The organism is Clostridium gallinarum (genome assembly GCF_014836325.1).
GTDB lineage: Bacteria > Bacillota > Clostridia > Clostridiales > Clostridiaceae > Clostridium > Clostridium gallinarum.
This window is the reverse complement of sequence record NZ_JACSQZ010000020.1, coordinates 1-19,343: the sequence shown is the minus strand read 5'-3', so window position 1 is coordinate 19,343 and position 19,343 is coordinate 1. Positions and strand designations below refer to the sequence as shown.

The following is a 19,343-nucleotide window of genomic DNA, read 5'->3' as shown; positions in this document are numbered from 1 at the left end:
CTAAAGAAAGTAAATTATTCCTCATATCTGCTTCTTAATAGCTCTATTTCTTTAGCATATCCATCTAATTCATTTGGTGTTTCAAGGAAAAATGGTAAATGCTTAAGCTTTGGATGATTTATTATATTTGTTATTGCATCTAAGCCTAAGAATCCTTCTCCGATTTTTTCATGTCTATCTTTATGACTTTTAAACGGATTTTTACTATCATTTAAGTGAATTGCTTTTAATCTATCTAATCCAATAACTCTATCAAATTCTTCTAAAACTCCATCTAAGTTATTTACAATATCATATCCTGCATCATAAATATGACAAGTATCTAAACATACTCCCATTTTATCCTTAAGCTCAACTCTTGATATTATTTCTGCTATCTCTTCAAAGGTTCTTCCAACTTCTGAACCTTTTCCTGCCATAGTTTCTAATAATACAGTTGTCGTTTGATCTTCTCTTAATACATTATTTAAAAGCTCAACTATGTAGTTTATTCCGATTTCCACACCTTGTTTAACGTGACTACCTGGATGAAAGTTATATAAGTTATTTGGCATAAATTCCATTCTTCTTAAATCATCTTCCATCATTTCTCTTGCAAACTCTCTAGTTCTTTCATCTGCTGAGCATGCATTTAATGTGTATGGTGCATGAGCTAAAATAGTAGCAAAGTTATTTTCTCTAGCTATTTTTAAAAGACCTTCCATATCTTTCATATCTATATCCTTTGCTTTTCCTCCCCTAGGGTTTCTAGTAAAAAATTGAAAAGTATTTGCTCCTATCTCTAAAGCTTCCTTTCCCATATTTTCAAAACCTTTAGTTGTTGATAAGTGACATCCTATATTTAACATTTTCCCTCCATAATCTATATCTATATATTTATATTTCTCATTTAATAACTAAATAATACTATAATAAATACTAATAAATCAAGTCTAATTAATAATTCTTATTAACTAATAAATATTTATTATTCTATTATAATTTTATAAAAATAAAAATGGGTTGTCATAGCCAACCCATTAATTATATATTATTTAATTTTCTATATATTATAAATTAAAAATACTACATTATAAATGTTATTACTGAAGACATAACCCCTGCTACAAATAAAGAAAATGTTCCTAAAGAAAATAGTAAATTTATTTTACTTCTATAGGTCCTAAAACCTCCATTCAAAAAAAATGATATAGAATCTGCTGATATAGACGAAAAAATCCCTATAAATATTAGTAATAATCCTTCTACAAATAATACATCTTGAAGACTATTAAATTGAGTAAATTTTGTTATTAATATTCCTACTATTATTGATAAAGCAAACCATACTAATGATCCAGTTATAATTTTTTGAATTAAAGATATTCTATTATTTTTCATAAGTATTCTCCTTTTCTATTTATTATTAATAATTAAAATATAAAGGTTACTATAATAGATAGAACCCCACCAATAACTAGTGAAAAAGTACTTAATGCAAATTTAATATCAGTTTTTATATGAACCTTTTCCTTTTCCAACCTTGCTACTTCTAAATTAGCATTATTTATATATTGAGCATTATTCTGACCTAATCCTTGAATGGATACAGCTCTAGGATCTCCAGATATAGAGGCAAAAATCCCAATAAAAATTAATACTAATCCTTCAATAAACAATATATCTTGTAAGCTTCTAGAACTCATAAATTTAGTTATTATAAAGCCTATTATCACTGCTAAGATAAGCCATACTAATCCCCAAATAAATGATTTTTTTAATATTGTTAATCGCTCATCCTTCATAAATATCCCCCCTTTTCGCTTTTATTATAACATAATTTACCAGGGTATATATTACTATTTTATCACTTATACTCACTTTTTCTTAATTTTTGTATTAACAAATATCTTTTTCCTTTTTTATTCTTCATAACATATAACTGGTGTGCCTGAATCTATATTATCAAATATCTTTTTAGCTAAACTTATTGGAGCATTTACACATCCATGAGTTCCATCATTTTGATAAATATTAGATCCAAATGAATACCTCCAGCTAGCATCATGGATACCTATATTCCCATTGAAAGGCATCCAATAAGTAACCTTAGCTTCATAACCTGGTCCATTTAAAACTGCATCTTTTTGTTTATAATTTAGCATATATGTTCCTAAAGCTGTTGAATATCCTTTTCTCGGATCTCCACTTACTATTGAACCTTCTGTCACTAATTGCCCATTCTTATAAAACCAAAGATATTGTCTTGTTATATTTATCTCTACATAAGTATTACCTATATCATCCCCATCTCTATATAGGGCTTTTTGAGTATATATAGGCTCCTTTTCTAAAACTGCCCCTAATTTAATATTTTCTAGAAGCATTTTTTCCTCAGCTATTGAATTTATTTTCCAACCGTAATATCCTCCTTTTACTTTGACACTCTTTCCTATTGAAGTTTTAAAATCTCTTTCTATACCAACAGTATTATACTTTTCACTTAACCTAGCTATGTATTCTTTTAAATACTTTTCATTAATTGTTACACTCAAATCATCATTAATTGTTATCCATTTAGATATAATATCTCCATTTAATTCTTCCTTATTTTCTCCAAATAAGTAAGTTATTTTTGTTTTTACGTATTTATTTAATAAATCATTAGTTTCTATTGCTATTTCACAATCCATAGTATACTCTGGGTTTTCATAACACAACTCATTATCTAGATCCAAAGTCTTCCTTCCACTCTTAATACTATCAATTAAAACTTTTATAAATTTATTTTTATTTATTTTATTTCCATATACTTCTGGATTAATTTCATAACTTCCATTAATGTATTTAAATTCTACGTTTATTGGATCTATTATATTATTATTTACAATATCTAAACCACTTACTTTTTCTAATAAAATTTCTTCATCAAAATCAATTATTCCTTCAATATAATAATCCTTTTTATTTATTAAAGATAAACCCCATTTAAATATATTTTGATATTTTTTTATTTCTTCTCCTATATCTTTTTCTTTATAATATATTTTTATATCTTCTCCTTTAATAATTTCATTTCTTTTGTCTCTCCCAATAATCTCTATATTGTATTTACTTATCTCATCTTTTAAAATCTCATTTGCATCTTTATAATTCTTTAAAGATAAATTTACTCCATTAACTTCAGTATTAAAGAAAAAATGATTAATAAAATACATTGATGAAAGTATATATATTAAAATTAAAGAAGATATTAATATAATAGTTCCGCCTATAAATTTCTTTTTTATAGTTCTACTTATAAATTTATTGATCATGTCTCGTTCCCTCCCCCAATAAAATGATAGCTATTGTATAATATGTTTATTTATACTTTTTTAAAACTCATTCTTCATAATATTTACCTATGAAAATTTACTGATAAGATAATATTTATATAATTTACTATATAAAAAAAAGCAGACTATAAAATATATAATCTACTTTCTTAATAATCACTTAATTAATTTTCATTTATTCTATCTATATACTGTTTCATTAAATTAGCTGAGGTTACAAACTTTTCTTTTTCTTCTTCTGAAAACTCAATATTTAATACTTTTTCCACTCCATTTTTACCTACTATTGTTGGAACACTTAAATAAGTTTCACTTACACCATAGTAATCATTTAATAAAGTTGAAACTGATAATATAGTTTTTTCATCTTTTAAAAAGGCCTCAACAATTCTTGTTAAAACAGCAGCAACTGAAAACTCTGTTGCTCCTTTTCTATTAATAACTTCATAGGCTGCATTCTTTACATCATCTGCTATAACCTTTTCTGTTTCCTCATCCCATTCAATTGATAACTGCTCTGAAAAATCTTTAATTGGAATATTTCCTATAGTTGAAGATGACCATGGAACGAACTCACTATCTCCATGTTCTCCTAATACATATCCTTGAACTATTCTTCCATCAACACCAAAATACTTTCCAAGTAAACTTCTAAGTCTAGTAGTATCTAAAACTGTTCCAGAACCAATGACTCTTTCTTTTGGAAATCCTGAAAGTTTATAAGTCATATAAGATAATATATCTACAGGATTTGAAACAACTAATAGTATTGCATTTGGACTAAGCTTTGCTAATGTTGGTACAAAACTCTTAAAAATCTTATAATTCCTATCAACTAAATCCAGTCTAGTTTCTCCTGGCTTTTGAGCAACTCCAGCAGTAATTATTATAATATCTGAATCTTTAGTATCCTCTAAAGCTCCTAAAGTAACATTACAAGGACTAGTCAAAGAACTACCATGCATTAAATCAAGAACTTCTCCTAATGCCTTTTCTTGATTAATATCATTTATAACTATTTCTCTTGCAATTTCTTTTTGTAATAAGGCAAAGGCAGTTGTAGCTCCAATTGCTCCTGCACCAATGATTGATATTTTACTCATAAATATACACCTTCATCCTTTTTGGAATTTTTTATCTATTTACATTATATACTAATTAATAATAATTATCAATTATATAGTTATGTTTTATTTTATGTAAATTCCTAAAAAAAAATCTAGTAACTTTTTCTAGTTACTAGATTTTATAAATTATTTAGCTCTAATTACTTCTACTTTATATCCATCTGGATCTGTTACGAAATAATATGAAGGTTTAGTTCCAGGAAGTCCTTTTAAAGGTGTTACTTCATATCCTAAAGAAATATGCTTTTCTCTCATTCCTTCTAAATCTACTGCTTCTACTGCAATATGACTAAAACCATTTCCTAATTCATATGGCTTTTCCACATCATAGTTATAAGTTAATTCTATTTCATATCCACCTATTTCATTTGATAAATAAACAAGGCTGAATTTATGTTCAGGAAATTCTTTTCTTCTAGTTTCAATTAATCCTAAAGCTTCTTTATAAAATTTTAAAGATTTTTCTAAATCCATTACTCTTATACAAGTATGTAACATTTTAACTGACATTATTTTGTCCTCCCATTTCATCTTTTTATATAACCATTATATTTATTTATGCTAAATTAATCAACTTTTATTAATTTTTCTTCTATTGTTTTACTTTATCTAATTTTTATCATAAAATTAAACTATATGGTATTTTATATAATATTTAGGAGGATGTAATGAAAAAAAATCTATTTTTAATTTTATTTTCACTTGTATTTTCTATGTCTTTTGTGAGCTGCTCTTCTAATAAAGAAGTAAATGAAGAAAATATAACTATTGAAGAAACAGAAATAATTGAAGAAATTCAAGAACCAGAAAAAATAACTGAGTTTAGCGCTTTAGAAAAAATTTATATTTCTTCAAAAGATTTATCACAAATAGAAATAGGTAGTAATATTTATGATGATCAGCAGTCTATTCATTACACTAAAGGAGAATACAAAGAACTAGACTTTGCTAATGATTTATTGTATTTATATTTAAATGAAGATTCTTCTATTTATGATTTTTTAGTTTCCTATGATGAAAATAGTGAAAAAGGCTATATTCCAATAACTGAAGCTGATAAAGAAAAACTTATTAAAGATTTAAATTCCCTTAGAAGTCAAATGGAGCTTCCATCTGGATCTGAAATGCTTGTTAGATTAGATAAAGTTACTTATGAAGGTCCAAGTTCTAACACTAACTCAGGCTCATCCTTTAAAATAAGAGTAGCAATATCTAGGGTTGGAGCAACAGTGGTTCCTTGGAATTACTTTACTATTACAGTTTTTGAAGAAGGAAATAAATTAGTTGCTCATTTATTTTAAAAAAATCACCATATTGTATGACTAAAAATTCTTGTATCATACCCAATATGGTGATTTTTTTATTCTTTTCTTTCACAATGAATATAGTTTTCTACTTCATTCCAAGGAACTACAAAACCTTGTCCTTTTGAACAAAAGATAGAACTAGAGGAATATTCTATATCTGCATTTTTATTATATCCTATTCTTTCTATTACCTCTTCACTATTATGACATACATCATATCCATCAAAAATCAAATTTATACTTCCCTTTCCCTTTGTAAATGTAAGTATCTCAGCACTATAATCCATAAAAGTAGATACAGGTCCTCTTCCTGTTATAGTAACTTTATTAAGCTTTGTGTCTGGTGGATTAAAAGTACCATTTAATCTTTGAATATCTGATATAACTCTTCCCATATAATCCAATTCTACATCTATTTTAAACTTATAATATGGCTCTAAAAGTATATTTTCTACTTTTTCTAAACCTTGTCTAATTGCTCTAAAGGTAGCTTCTCTGAAATCTCCTCCTTCAGTATGCTTATTATGAGCCCTACCTGTTAATAAAGTAATTTTTATATCTGTAATAGATGCTCCAGTTAAAATACCGTGATGATTTCTTTCAAATATATGTGTTTTAATTAAATTTTGATTTCCTGTAGTTAAATCATCTGCATGACATTTATTTTCAAAGGTTATTCCTTTATCTCTATCATTAGGCTCTAATTTTAAATGAACTTCTGCATAATGCTTTAATGGTTCAAAATGTCCATATCCATAGGCTGTATTTTCAATAGTCTCCTTATACATAATCTCACAAGGACCAAACTCTACTTTTAAATTAAATCTTTCTTCTACAACTTCCTTTAATACTTCTAATTGAATTTTTCCCATTATTGAAACTTGTATTTCTTGTAATACTTCATTCCACATAACATTTAATGCAGGGTCTTCACTTTCTAATATTCTAAAATATTTTAAAACATCCTTAACATTATAACTTTTGTCAAAAATAACCTTTGACATTAAAGTTGGTACCATATTAAAGCTTATATCACTATTTAAATTTCCAATAGCTTCTCCTGCTCCTAAGCTACTTAGTCCAGTAACTGCAAAAACATCTCCAGCAGTAACTTTATCTACAGTAGTAAATTTATTGCCATTATATAGCCTTATACTACTTATTTTTTCAGTTATCTCATTATTTTTTCCATAAGATATTTCATCTCTAACCTTAAGACTTCCACTTAAAGCTTTAATAAAGGTAATTCTTGTACCATTATCATCATGTCTAATTTTATATACTCTCCCAGAGAAACTTTCATTTTCATCATAGTTACTAAAAGTTAAACTATTAAATATTCTTAAAAAATTATCTATTCCTTCATCTTGAAGAGCGCTACCAGAAAGACATGGATAAATTTTATTTTCTTTAATAAGCTTTTTTAAAGATATTATCCACTCCTCTTCATTATAATCTCCATTTAAATATCTTTCTAAAAGCAAATCATCTCTTTCAGAAATAAATTCAATTACCTCTTCATTTAAATTTTCTAAAGTATTTATATAACATATGTTAGAAGTTAAATCCTCATTTATTTCATTAATTACTTTTTCTAAATCAGCACCTGTTCTATCTATCTTATTTATAAAAAAGAAGGTTGGTATATTATATTTTATTAATAAATTCCATATAGTTTCCGTATGTCCTTGTATTCCTTCTACACCACTTATTATTAATATTGCATAGTCTAAAATACTTAAAGCTCTCTCCATTTCAGAACTAAAATCTATATGCCCTGGTGTGTCAATTAAATAATATTTTGAATCATCTATTTCAAAAATAGCTTGATCTGAAAATATTGTAATTCCTCTTTCTTTTTCTAATCTATTTATATCTAAAAAAGAGTTTTTATGATCTACTCTTCCCCTATTTCTAATACTTTTTGTATGATAAAGTACCTGCTCCGAAAATGTGGTTTTCCCAGCATCTACATGAGCAAGTATTCCTATTGTCTTTTTCATTTAGTCACCTTCTAAAAATTAAAATTTATTGTTTTTTCAAATATCTCTTTTTATATTTAATGCTTGAATATTTACTTACCTTACTTATAAACTGATAGTTAACTACTCCACCTAATACTCCAACAATAGGTAGTCCTTGAATAAATTTAGCAATTAATAAAGTATTGGATAAAACTTTGGCTGTCTCTTTAATTTCATCATCTAAGTTATTTTCTAATACTATTCCTAAATCTATTTTATTTTCTATTTCATTTATTTTTTCACTATAATATAATTTTTCTTCTTCACTTGTTAATGCAACATTAATTAAATTTAAAATATAAATTTTCTCTTCTTCACTTTCATAATTAAAACCATAACTTAAAGCAATTTCATATATAGTTTTTAAGATAACTGAAATAAATATTGGTATATCAGGTATACCAATCCCTAGAATCCCAAGTCCTACTCCTTCAACTGTTGAAATTGTAGAATTAATTAACTTGCTTCTTTTACCTTGAAAATCAATTAACTTCAAGCTTTTTTTTGTGGTTCTTTTATTAAAAGCATAGTTATTAATATCATGATCCAACTTTATCTTTTCTTTATTATATAACTTTTCTATATACTTACTTCCACCTTTAAAAACCATCTTAAAAGCATTATAAAAAGCACTTTCTAAGGTTGTTCTTAACTTATCTGGAATTTTTTCTTCTATTTTTTCTGATATTGGATTTAATTTATTTTTAATGATTGTATTTCTCTTCTTATTAATTATCTTATTTTCTTTTTTATTTAATTTGTTAATTTCCTTTTTAATAAATTTACTCATACCTCTTCCTTTCTTTTAAATTATTACATTAATTATATCATTAAGATATGTTTTCTAAAATTACTTAGTATTTTAATATTTTAAAACTTAATTATGGAAAGTATAAAAAAAGTATGTACAAAAAATTACTACATACTTTTCAAATATATTATTCAAAAAAAGCTTTTGAGTATTCAACTACACCATTAACTCCCTTAAGAGCATTAGGTATTAATTCTAAAATCATATATGCTTCATCTGGAACTTCAAAGGGAGCTTTAACTCCATATGTACTAGCTTTCTCAAATCCAAATTTTGGATAATAATTTTCATGGCCTAATACAACTATAGACTTATATCCTAATTCCTTAGATAATTCTATTGCTTTATTCATTAATGCTTTACCTATCCCAGACTTTTGATACTCTGGTAAAACAGATAGTGGAGCTAAAGCTAGTGTTTCAATACTCTTATCATTATCTTTTATTAAAGCCTTAGTTAAAAGTATATGCCCAATTATTTTATTATTTCCCTCTGCAACTAAAGATAATTCTTTTATAAATTCATCACTTTTTCTAAGTCTTTTTACTAAGTTATGTTCTTGATTATCTGTAAATTCTGCTGTTTTAAAACTCTCTTCTATTACCTTCTCAACTTCTTTATAATCATTTAACAATTCTTCTCTTATTATCATAAATTTCAACCTCCGATTTTATCATTAGATTTTATTTATTAAATTAAATATTATCATTTTCTTTAAATATATAATATTATAACAAAAATTATATTTATCTTCATAGTTTTCCTCTAACAATAATAAATTCTACTTTATGATATATTTTAATAATATTATTTATTTATATTGTGGCACACTAATATAGACAACTTATACTTAGGAGGTACTTTTATGGACAACAATAAAAATAGGATGAAAGATCGCCCAAAATCAAATGCAGAGCTTAGAAAGATGTATTCTGAATCTGGATCTGAAATAGGAATTGAAAATGGAGTAAAAAAAGGCTCTCACTCTAACGGAAAAAAATTTACTAAGAGATCAAAATTATCTCATAATAAATAAAAATAGAGTATGTAAGTTTACTTTTATTAACTTTAATTTAAAGTAAACTTACATATCTCTTCTATACTATTTTTTATTTTAAATTTCGTTATCTTTTAACTTTATATTTTGCTTATTCAAATACATATTGCTGTCTGCATTATCTAATAACATTTTCATATTGCATTCCTCATAATTCCAAGATCCATCATATCCATATGCAAAGCTTAGATTTGGTTTTTCAGTTATTTCATTAAAGTAACGAATGCTATCTTCTAAGCTTTCAATAAGTTTTTTTACTTGATACTCATTACTATTGTATAACACAACAACAAATTCATCCCCACCATATCGTCCAATAAAATTCCCTTTTGATATTGTTTTCTTTAAAATATTAGAAAAATCACTAATAAACTTATCTCCTCTTATATGACCATACATATCATTTACTTTTTTTAAATTATTTAAATCAAACATAATAACTGCTAAATCTTCTAAAATTACTTTTTGATTATTAAATAATTCATTACATTTTCCCTTATTCATTAAACCAGTATGCAAATCTAAGCTTGCTTTTTTAGCCAATTCACTATTAATTTTACTTAATTGCTTTCTTTTCATGGATTCATTTATTAATAAATATATAAATCCTAATCCATCTAATATTATTAAAAATTCTATAATATGCATTTGATCTACTAAATGCTGAGTATAAACTTCTATTTCATTTACAGTAACATCTGCAATTTCAAAATTTTCTTCACTTAACTCTACTATATTAGATTTATCTATTTCATCTTTTCTTGTTTTTTGTATTTGATTTTTTAACTTAATCCAATTATTTTCCCACATCTTTAAACTTTCTTGAAAATCATTGTATTCTATTTTTATTAAATTATACTTTTCACTTCCATGTTTTAATCCATAAAAAACTTCATCTATTCTATTTAATAATTCATCATTTTTTTGGCCATTTATCTCTAATTTAACAAGACGTTGAGTTGCGCCACGAAGAACACCTGCGTAATTTATAATACGTGCAGTCCCTTGTAGAGAGTTTATTTTTTGAAACATAACTATTGCCATTAAAATCAAAGCTACAACTAATATATTCCTAATTGCCACTTTACAACTTTTTAATTTTTTCTCTTTCTCCATATTTTTCACTTTCTAGACTAATTTATTTTCTCCTCATTTTATATATTTTTTACAAATATATTTAGCAATTTCCTTATATATAATTACCTTTTTATTTACAAAATTAACACTTTATTTATATTTTTATTTTATTATTTTTTAATTAACAATACAATAAAAATACCCTAAAAATTTAATTTTCAGGGTATTTTCATATATTTTTTATATCTATATTATTCTTATATAATTTTAACTACTTTTATAAATTTTTTCTTTCCAATCTTTATTACATCTTTATCTTTAATAATTGTATTAATATCTTTTATTTTTTCACTATTAAGTTGAATTCCACCTTGTTCTAACAATCTATTAAACTCTTTTTTACTAGGAATTATTTTTTCCTTTAGTAAATCTTCACTTAATTCTTTTAATATACTTCCATTAAAATTTAATTCTGGTATATTATCTGGTATTTCTTTTTTAGTGAAAGCTATGTTATAAAATTCTATAGCTTCTTTTACCTCTTCTTCTGAATGGTATAAACTTGTTATTATATTTGCTAATTCTAACTTAATATTTCGCGGATTTTCTCCATTTTTAAGTCTTTCTTTAATTTTATCTATATTATCTGGATGCTCATCTGTTGCGAGTTCAAAGTATTTTATAATTAACCCATCTGGAATTTCCATAACCTTTTTAAACATTATATTTGCAGCTTCGTTAACTCCAATATAATTTCCTAAACTTTTACTCATTTTTTCTTTTCCATCTAACCCTTCTAATATTGGCATAAACATTGCAATTTGTTGTTCTTGTCCTCTTGCTTTTTGAAGAGTTCTTCCCATTAAAATATTAAAGGTTTGGTCTGTTCCTCCAAGTTCTATATCTGCTTCTAGAGCTATGGAATCATAAGCTTGCATTAATGGGTAAAAGAATTCATGAATTCCTATTGGAACATTATTCTTATATCTTTTTTGAAAATCATCTCTTTCTAGCATTCTTGCTACAGTAGTTGTTGCTGCTAGCTTTAATACATCATCAAAATTTAATTTAGATAACCAAGTACTATTAAATTTAACTTCTGTTTTATTCTTATCTAAAACTTTAAAAATTTGAGTTTTGTAAGTTTCAGCATTTTTTAATACTTCCTCTTCAGTTAGTGCTTTTCTACCTTTTGCTTTTCCTGTAGGATCTCCTATTTTCCCTGTAAAATCACCTATTACAATAACTGCCTTATGCCCTAAATCTTGCATTTGTTTAATCTTTCTTAAAACTACAGCATGACCTAAATGAATATCTGGTGCACTTGGATCAAGACCTAGTTTAATAATTAATGGTTTATTATTTTTTATAGATTTTTCAAGCTTTAGCTTTAAGTCTTCTTCATTAACTATTAAATCTACACCCTTTTTAATAATTTTTAATTGTTCCTCTAATGATTTCATAATTTTAAACACTCCTCTTATATTTTTAAATATAAGCAAGTTCTATAAGAATAATATAGAATAAAATATACTGACTTTCATTAAGCCATAAGTTATAATCTAAAACAGTATATTTTACATCTGTATGAAAGATTTAAATTAAGCTACTATAAGAACCTTAGGTGATTTTAAAAAATAAAAAACTCCCGTCCCCTTATATAAAAAAGGACGAGAGATAAATCTTCGTGTTACCACCTTAGTTCATAGACAACTCACGCTGCCTACCTTTTCAAGTACTCTAGTTTATACTAGGTAATACTCTAGCACTATAACGTGTGCAGGAATACGTCACAGCCTACTAAATGCTTAAGCATCATTTGGTGTGAAGCTCAAAGATGTATTCATAATTAGATTATCTTGCACCTCTCATCAACCGGTAGCTTTCTGTAAGCCTTACTAATTATTACTTCTTCTTATCACAGCTTTTTATTATCTTATACTCCGAATTATATAAACAATTCTTAGTTTTGCTTATTTATTAATATGCATTATAATACTTATTTAATTTACTGTCAATATATTCATAATATTCTATAACTTAAATTTATTTTAAAGAATTAATATAATCAATAGGCCTATAAATAACACTATCTTTACTTAAATATAAATTGCTTTTCTTTACTCCTCCAATTGGATAAACATATTTGTTATATGCATTAATAATTTCTCCTCTACCTATATATAAAACTACATGCCCTGGAGTGTATATTAAATCCCCTGGTTGTAAATCTTCTTTATCTACCTCATATCCTTGAAGTATATCTTCTTGATCAAAGGTTGAATAACCTATTTCAACTCCTGTTACTTCTCTATAAGTCCAATAGGTTAATCCTGAGCAATCAAAGGCTTGATTACCCACATATGTTTCTCTACTTAATGGATAATAACTATCACCATAATAACCTATAAGTTCATCAAGTCTTTCTTCTGTCATGATCTCTCCTTTTCCACCCCAAACATATTGAAATCCTATTTTTTCTTCTGCTAAGGCTATAACTTTATTTATAACTTCTATTTCTTCCTCTGTCATATTAATTCCTTCATTTTCATACTTATCCTTTTTATAAAAGCTCTTAAAACTAATTACTCCTATTACTATTAATAAAACTACCATTATAAATATAATTATTTTATTTTTATTCCCCCTCTTATTCATCCTAAAAACCCTCCTACCATATTTTCACTCTATATATAAGTTTACCTTTAATTTACTATTTTCCTATTACTTTTTCATTACAAAACTATTAAAATATATTAATTTTATTTCTAGCTTTAAGATTTCTTTAAGGTTACATTTATATAATTATCTCATAAGATATGATTCTTACAGGAGGTATTTTAATGGCAATAAAATCATTTCAGAGATATGAAAAAAAATTCATGTTAACTGAAGCTCAATATAATTTACTTATTCCAATTTTAAGTAAATATATGAATCCAGATAAGTTTTGTAAACATGGAAAAAATTATAGTATTTATAATATTTATTATGATACAAAGGATAGCCACATAATTAGACATTCTATTAATAAACCTTATTATAAAGAAAAATTAAGATTAAGAAGCTATACTATACCATCTAACCCTACTGACATAGTTTTTCTTGAATTAAAAAAGAAAATTAATGGTATTGTAAATAAACGTAGAGCAACCTTAACTTTAGAAGAAGCTTACAATTTTTTAGACCATGGTATTCGTCCTAAAACTAATGATTATATAAATAATCAAGTTCTTAATGAAATAGAATATCATTTAGAGAATAATTCAGTTTATCCAACTGTATATATAAGCTATAGTAGAAAAGCTTTTTTTGCTAAAGATGATAATGATTTTAGAATAACCTTTGATTCTGATATTTTAACAAGACGTGATAATCTTAAGCTTGAACTTGGTAGTTTTGGTAATAATTTATTAAAGCAAAATCATTATTTAATGGAAGTAAAAATACTCGGTGCCATACCTGTTTGGTTTACAAAAGTATTATCTGATTTAGAAATATATAATACTCACTTTTCTAAATATGGAAACGAATATATGAATTATTGTTTAAGTAAAATTTATGATAATAGGAGGAAAAATATATGTTAGAAACAATAATAACATCTACAAATGGAGAGTCCTTTACTTTATTTAATACCTTATTAATTATTTCATCAGCTATTATTCTAGGTTTGATAATTAGCCTTGCATATATCAAAACTCATAAAAGAGAAGGTTATGCCCCAAGTTTTACAATAACTCTTATTATGCTACCCGTTATAATATCAATTATTATACTTTTAGTAGGTAATAATGTAGCTAGAGCCTTTAGTTTAGCTGGAGCTTTCTCAATTATTCGTTTTAGAAGTGCTCCTGGAGATCCAAAGGATATAACTTATGTTTTCTTTACTTTAGCTGTTGGTTTAACTTGTGGTATGGGATATATAGGCTATGCCTTTATCTTCACATTAGTTCTTTGTGCTTTAACATTAGTATTAGATGCAACAAAATTTGCTATGCCAAAAACTAAAACTTCAAAGCTTAAAATAACAATTCCTGAAGACTTAAATTATGATGGAATTTTTGATGAAATACTAAATAAATACACAAATTCTTGGTATATTGAAACTATTAAAACTAGAGACTTTGGTTCTCTTTTTGAAATTCATTATATAGTACAAATGAAACTTGATGCTAATCAAAAGAAATTTATAGATGAATTAAGATGTAAAAATGGAAACTTAAATATTTCATTAAATTTTGCTGGATTTGAAGAAAAAGTTTATAGTTAATAACAAAAGAGATAAACATTATATTCCTTGCTCCGTCGCATGCGCTCCAAGTCAACCTCACACAATGTTTATCTCTTTGTAAACTAAAGGAAGGAAAGTAGGTTTGTTATATTAAAATATCAAACCTACTTTGTTTTTATTTAAATACTTTTTCATAAACAATATTAATTAATTCATCTTCATTTACAAAATCGGCTTCATATATTTCTATCATTCTATTTTCAGATATAATTATATACTTAAACCTCTCTTCATTTACATATACTTTTATATTTTGCGGTAATTTAGTTTCTTTTTCTATATAACTAATTCCAAACTCTTTAGAGGAATTAATTTCTTTATTAAAATTATACTTAACTGGCCATTTGTATTTACTTTCAAAAAATTCATAGCTCAAATACATTTTATTACCTTCATTGCTATAAAAAATATACTTAGCTATTGGTGATTTATCTACTCTAAAATATTCAGAATCATCCTTATTAATATCATTAAAATCTTCAAGATTTAAAGCAACTTCATCTATATTTTTTTCATTGCCATTACTACTCCCTATATTTCTAAATAATATATTAGTAATAGCAAAAATCATTAATATTGTTAACATTAAATAAGTAACTGAAATTACTATGATTTTATTTTTATAATTCTTATTTTTTATAAAGTTAATTATATAATTGAATACAAAAATTAAAGAAATAATTACAATCATTAATTTCAAAATAAATATATCTGTTTCTATAGATAAATATATAAAAGTTATAATAGCTAGAATAGTAGCTATTTTATATATTGATCGCTTAAATAAAACTACATCTTTAAAGTTATAATCAACTTTTTCTTCCTTTTTTAATGATATCTTACCTCTTATAAAGAATATAAAAAATATTATTAAACCTATTATTTCATGAATAGATAGAAGACTAACAAACATCAAACTACTTAAACTTAATGAACTTGCTAAAAAATGTCCATTATAACTGCCAACTGTTCCTATATATTGAGAATATAATAACAGTATAATTGTTATTAATTTCAAAAAAATATATTTTAATGATGCTTTATAAATAGTATTAAATTTTTCAGTTTCATCAGTATGAATATCTATTTTAATATCATCTAATTCACTAGAATAAATTTGTATTTTATCACTTTCACAAACAAATTTCCATCCTGCTTCTTTACAATACTCTCTATACTCTAAAGCCTTATCTGTATCCTTGCCATCAAAAAATGATATACTATCCATTATATCTACTGAATATTTAATTCTTTTAGCCTCGCTCTTAGTAAATTTTAAACAGTATCCTTTTATATATTCTAAAAACCATCCTTTTAAGGCCATCTTTTCTAAATATTCTTCCAAACTTTTATATTCATAAGGCAAAAAATTAAATATAACCCATTTCTTATTTCCAAATACCATCATTATCCCCCCTCAAAAAAAATTCTCCATCCCTAACTAATTTAATTAATCTTTCATACTCATCTCTAAGTATTACCAATCCTTTTTCAGTAATTATGTAACTTCTTTTTCTTCCAACAACTTCAGTTTCCTTAATAATTTCTTCCTTTTCAAATCTACCAAGTAAAGCATATAATGTACCTGGCCCAACCTTCACTCTTCCTTTAGATAATTCCTCTACTGATGCCATTATATCTACTCCACATCTTTCTTCTAATAAAGAAATTAAAATATAATACATAGGTTCAGTTAAATTTTGAAATTGTTCTCTCGGCATATTTATTATCCTCCAATATCGATAATCGATATTATACTCATACAAAAATTGTTAATTGCATATTATAATACTAATATCGAGTATCAATATTGTCAATAGTTTAACTTGAAATATTTTCAATTCTATCTTTATATTGCATATAAATCTTACCTATATATTAAAGTAATCTCCTTATTCTATTGTGATTAAAAAAACAAAAATGTATATAAATTCAATTTAAAAAGAATATTACAAATCATTTATAATCCGTAATATTCTTTCTTATATTTAAATATAAATTATTATCTTGTTGGTCTTTGTTCTTGTTGCATTCCTGCTCCTTGTGTTGGCATATTACCTTGATTTCCTCTTCCGCCGCCAGGACCTCCCATTCCTCCAGTACTTTGACCTACAGTAGTAACTGAACTAGATACAGTAAAACTATCTCCTTCTGTTCCACCTGAATAACTTCCTCCTGAGTATAGTCCATTATCTGATGTTCCTGTTGATTCTCCACCAGTATATACCTTATAAGTTGTTCCTGTTTTTATATTTGGTGATGATATTAAAACTGATTGAGCATTTTTACTTGGTGAAAAAGTTATTAATTCATTTCCACTTTCATCTTCAATATGAATTAACGTATCTGCTGAAACTGAAGTAAATACATTAACTGAGTTTTGAGTTGATGAATTACTTGGGGATTGAGCCATACCAGAGCTTCCAGCCGCTATTAAAGTACCTCCTGAAACTTCAAAAGTTCCATCATAGTCTAAGGATCCATTTCCATTATCCTCTGGTCCATTTACTATAACAATCCCATCTTTCATATAGATATTACCATTAGCGTCTATACCATCTCCACTTGCATCTACAACTAATTTACCACCATTTAAATTGATACTTCCATTTCCTGAAGATGCAAAATTATTTTGTCCTGGTCTACCATTTATTGAAGAGCCATCATTGCCTCCAGCGGCATTAATTCCATCATCACTTGCAACCACGCTTATAATACCATCATTTATATTTATTGTTTCTCCTTCAATTCCTTCATAAGATTTACTAATATTAATATCTCCATTATTTATATCTACAATAGAATCTGCATGAATTCCATCATCTCCTGAAGAAATATTTATAACTCCTCCATTAATTTCAACATTTCCATTTGAATGTATTGAATCGTCAGAAGAATCTATATTAATATTTCCTCCATCTATTTTCACCAATACATTACCTTTTATAGCCTTAGCACTTGCTGTATCATCCTCAGTAGTAGCTGTAGTATTACCTCCTGACACAATAGTTTTTCCCCAATTCCCCCATGTACTACTTGATTTACTACTATTTTCACTTCCCCCACCTGAGTTAATTGTTATATCTCCATCTGTTATAGTTGCTTTAGTTTCTGCTTGTATTCCATCTTCTCCAGAAGTTATATTTATAACTCCCCCTTCAATAAGTACATATCCTTTTTCAGTATCTTCAGTATTATTAGACTTCATTCCATCTCCATTTGCATTTATATTGATATTTCCACTTACAATAGTTATAGAATCTTTTCCTCTAAGTCCATCAGAAACAGAAGTTATTTCTATAGTAGCTTCCCCTATTTCTAAATCATCTTTACTAGTTATTGCATTATTAAAGTTAGAATTAACTGTTAATTTCCCAGTTCCACTAATAAATAAATCATCTTTGCTAAATATTGTGGCATTTGGATCATCACTACTTTCATCTTCATATACGTAATTTTCACCATCTGTAACTACATTTTCACTTCCATCAGCTAAAACTATATAAGCATTTTTAGCATTCATAACATAAATCGGTGCACTATTAGAACATGATATATTAGTACCATTTAGAACTAATTTTACATTGTCTTCATCACCAGCATTTACTATTATTTGACCATCATTCAATGTACCTTTTATTCCATATGTTCCTGCAGAATTTATAATAACTTTATTGTTTTCAACTACTACTCCATCTCCTTCTACAGATATTGAATCTCCTAATATAATATTAGTATCTACATTTTCAACACTCTCACTAGCTACAATATTATTACTATTATTTAATGAAGTGTTTTTATTTGTACATCCTGTAGTAAATGCTAAAACAGATACTATAGATAATATTGCTATAACCTTTTTACTCATAATACATCCTCCTAGAATTTTATTGAGTAAATAGTATCATTTTCACCTTAAACTAATCTTAAAATATGTCATATATAATTTTTTCTTATATTAAAGATAAAAAAACTAGAGTTACTGACTTTTAGTTACTCTAGTTCTTTACTTTTTTATTTATCTTTTTTAATAGTATCTTTTAATTCTATGTAAGAATTAGTAATTTTTCTTGTATATTCGCTATTTATTACATCTTCATTAGAAAAGTCATCGTTTATCTTTAATTTATGTAAATCTCTATTCATTCCCAAAACAGTATTTTGTTTGAAATTTTTTTCAGATAAGTTTTCACTTTCTTTAACTGCTAATTTATCTAATATATCTTTATTCATATAATACCTCCATATTTCTATATAAGTATTATTTGTAGAATATAAATAATTATTATTTTATTTATAAATTTTCACTATACAATGGTTTAATACTAC

The 19,343-nt window shown here is 25.7% G+C and carries 20 protein-coding genes and 1 other annotated feature; of the genes, 4 read left to right on the top strand and 16 right to left on the bottom strand.

Going from position 1 to position 19,343, the window contains the following annotated elements:
* Nucleotides 1-14 precede the first annotated feature (14 nt).
* From H9660_RS07335 to gloA, 6 genes are all read right to left on the bottom strand, one after another.
* Complete coding sequence (locus tag H9660_RS07335) at nt 15-848, bottom strand: deoxyribonuclease IV (protein ID WP_191749722.1); 834 nt, start codon at nt 846-848, stop codon at nt 15-17.
* Between the two features lie 217 nt (nt 849-1,065).
* On the bottom strand, nt 1,066-1,380 hold the full coding sequence (locus H9660_RS07330) for a hypothetical protein (protein ID WP_191749721.1): 315 nt from the start codon (nt 1,378-1,380) through the stop codon (nt 1,066-1,068).
* 32 nt (nt 1,381-1,412) lie between these two features.
* The gene (locus H9660_RS07325) at nt 1,413-1,784 is read right to left on the bottom strand and encodes a hypothetical protein (protein ID WP_191749720.1); all 372 of its coding nucleotides are present in this window, start codon (nt 1,782-1,784) and stop codon (nt 1,413-1,415) included.
* Nucleotides 1,785-1,901: 117 nt separating this feature from the next.
* Nucleotides 1,902-3,296, bottom strand: coding sequence for a L,D-transpeptidase family protein (locus tag H9660_RS07320; protein ID WP_191749719.1), 1,395 nt, complete (start codon nt 3,294-3,296; stop codon nt 1,902-1,904).
* 185 nt (nt 3,297-3,481) lie between these two features.
* Nucleotides 3,482-4,420: an L-lactate dehydrogenase gene (locus H9660_RS07315; protein WP_191749718.1), complete on the bottom strand. Its 939-nt coding sequence runs from the start codon at nt 4,418-4,420 to the stop codon at nt 3,482-3,484.
* Between the two features lie 150 nt (nt 4,421-4,570).
* Nucleotides 4,571-4,954 (bottom strand): lactoylglutathione lyase, encoded by a 384-nt coding sequence (gene gloA, locus H9660_RS07310; protein WP_191749717.1) that lies wholly within the window; start codon nt 4,952-4,954, stop codon nt 4,571-4,573.
* Nucleotides 4,955-5,112: 158 nt separating this feature from the next.
* On the opposite strand from gloA, the gene H9660_RS07305 reads away from it, so the two are divergent.
* Nucleotides 5,113-5,745, top strand: a complete 633-nt coding sequence (locus H9660_RS07305) for a hypothetical protein (RefSeq protein ID WP_191749716.1) — start codon at nt 5,113-5,115, stop codon at nt 5,743-5,745.
* 59 nt (nt 5,746-5,804) lie between these two features.
* On the opposite strand, the gene H9660_RS07300 is transcribed toward H9660_RS07305, so the two are convergent.
* The 3 genes from H9660_RS07300 to H9660_RS07290 all read right to left on the bottom strand — a co-directional run bounded on the left by H9660_RS07300 (nt 5,805) and on the right by H9660_RS07290 (nt 9,238).
* Nucleotides 5,805-7,754, bottom strand: coding sequence for a GTP-binding protein (locus H9660_RS07300; protein WP_191749715.1), 1,950 nt, complete (start codon nt 7,752-7,754; stop codon nt 5,805-5,807).
* Nucleotides 7,755-7,779: 25 nt separating this feature from the next.
* The gene (locus H9660_RS07295) at nt 7,780-8,565 is read right to left on the bottom strand and encodes an EcsC family protein (protein WP_191749714.1); all 786 of its coding nucleotides are present in this window, start codon (nt 8,563-8,565) and stop codon (nt 7,780-7,782) included.
* A gap of 148 nt (nt 8,566-8,713) precedes the next feature.
* Entirely contained in the window at nt 8,714-9,238 is a 525-nt protein-coding gene (locus H9660_RS07290; protein WP_191749713.1) for a GNAT family N-acetyltransferase, read from the bottom strand.
* 213 nt (nt 9,239-9,451) lie between these two features.
* On the opposite strand from H9660_RS07290, the gene H9660_RS07285 reads away from it, so the two are divergent.
* On the top strand, nt 9,452-9,622 hold the full coding sequence (locus H9660_RS07285) for a hypothetical protein (protein ID WP_191749712.1): 171 nt from the start codon (nt 9,452-9,454) through the stop codon (nt 9,620-9,622).
* A gap of 78 nt (nt 9,623-9,700) precedes the next feature.
* Here the strand turns inward: H9660_RS07285 and H9660_RS07280 are convergent, their stop codons facing one another.
* The 3 genes from H9660_RS07280 to H9660_RS07270 form a co-directional block, all read right to left on the bottom strand.
* The gene (locus H9660_RS07280; protein WP_191749711.1) at nt 9,701-10,759 is read right to left on the bottom strand and encodes a GGDEF domain-containing protein; all 1,059 of its coding nucleotides are present in this window, start codon (nt 10,757-10,759) and stop codon (nt 9,701-9,703) included.
* Nucleotides 10,760-10,977: 218 nt separating this feature from the next.
* Complete coding sequence (gene tyrS, locus H9660_RS07275; protein WP_191749710.1) at nt 10,978-12,183, bottom strand: tyrosine--tRNA ligase; 1,206 nt, start codon at nt 12,181-12,183, stop codon at nt 10,978-10,980.
* Nucleotides 12,184-12,383: 200 nt separating this feature from the next.
* Nucleotides 12,384-12,651 (bottom strand) — a binding site (T-box leader).
* Nucleotides 12,652-12,766: 115 nt separating this feature from the next.
* Nucleotides 12,767-13,378, bottom strand: coding sequence for a C40 family peptidase (locus tag H9660_RS07270; protein WP_191749709.1), 612 nt, complete (start codon nt 13,376-13,378; stop codon nt 12,767-12,769).
* A gap of 185 nt (nt 13,379-13,563) precedes the next feature.
* Here H9660_RS07270 and H9660_RS07265 point away from each other — a divergent pair, with 185 nt between their 5' ends.
* Nucleotides 13,564-14,310 carry a polyphosphate polymerase domain-containing protein gene (locus tag H9660_RS07265; RefSeq protein ID WP_191749708.1) on the top strand — a complete coding sequence of 249 codons (747 nt, stop codon included), beginning with the start codon at nt 13,564-13,566 and terminating at the stop codon, nt 14,308-14,310.
* A complete protein-coding gene (locus H9660_RS07260) occupies nt 14,304-14,993 on the top strand; it encodes a DUF4956 domain-containing protein (protein ID WP_191749707.1) in 690 nt (229 codons plus the stop codon). Before H9660_RS07265 ends, H9660_RS07260 begins: the two co-directional genes overlap by 7 nt.
* 136 nt (nt 14,994-15,129) lie before the next feature.
* Here H9660_RS07260 and H9660_RS07255 read toward each other — a convergent pair whose 3' ends face one another.
* From H9660_RS07255 to H9660_RS07240, 4 genes are all read right to left on the bottom strand, one after another.
* Nucleotides 15,130-16,422: a DUF2812 domain-containing protein gene (locus H9660_RS07255; protein ID WP_191749706.1), complete on the bottom strand. Its 1,293-nt coding sequence runs from the start codon at nt 16,420-16,422 to the stop codon at nt 15,130-15,132.
* On the bottom strand, nt 16,403-16,735 hold the full coding sequence (locus H9660_RS07250; protein ID WP_191749705.1) for a PadR family transcriptional regulator: 333 nt from the start codon (nt 16,733-16,735) through the stop codon (nt 16,403-16,405). Before H9660_RS07250 ends, H9660_RS07255 begins: the two co-directional genes overlap by 20 nt.
* 281 nt (nt 16,736-17,016) lie before the next feature.
* A complete protein-coding gene (locus H9660_RS07245) occupies nt 17,017-18,882 on the bottom strand; it encodes a carbohydrate-binding domain-containing protein (RefSeq protein ID WP_191749704.1) in 1,866 nt (621 codons plus the stop codon).
* Nucleotides 18,883-19,028: 146 nt separating this feature from the next.
* On the bottom strand, nt 19,029-19,247 hold the full coding sequence (locus H9660_RS07240) for a hypothetical protein (protein WP_191749703.1): 219 nt from the start codon (nt 19,245-19,247) through the stop codon (nt 19,029-19,031).
* Between the last annotated feature and the right edge of the window lie 96 nt (nt 19,248-19,343).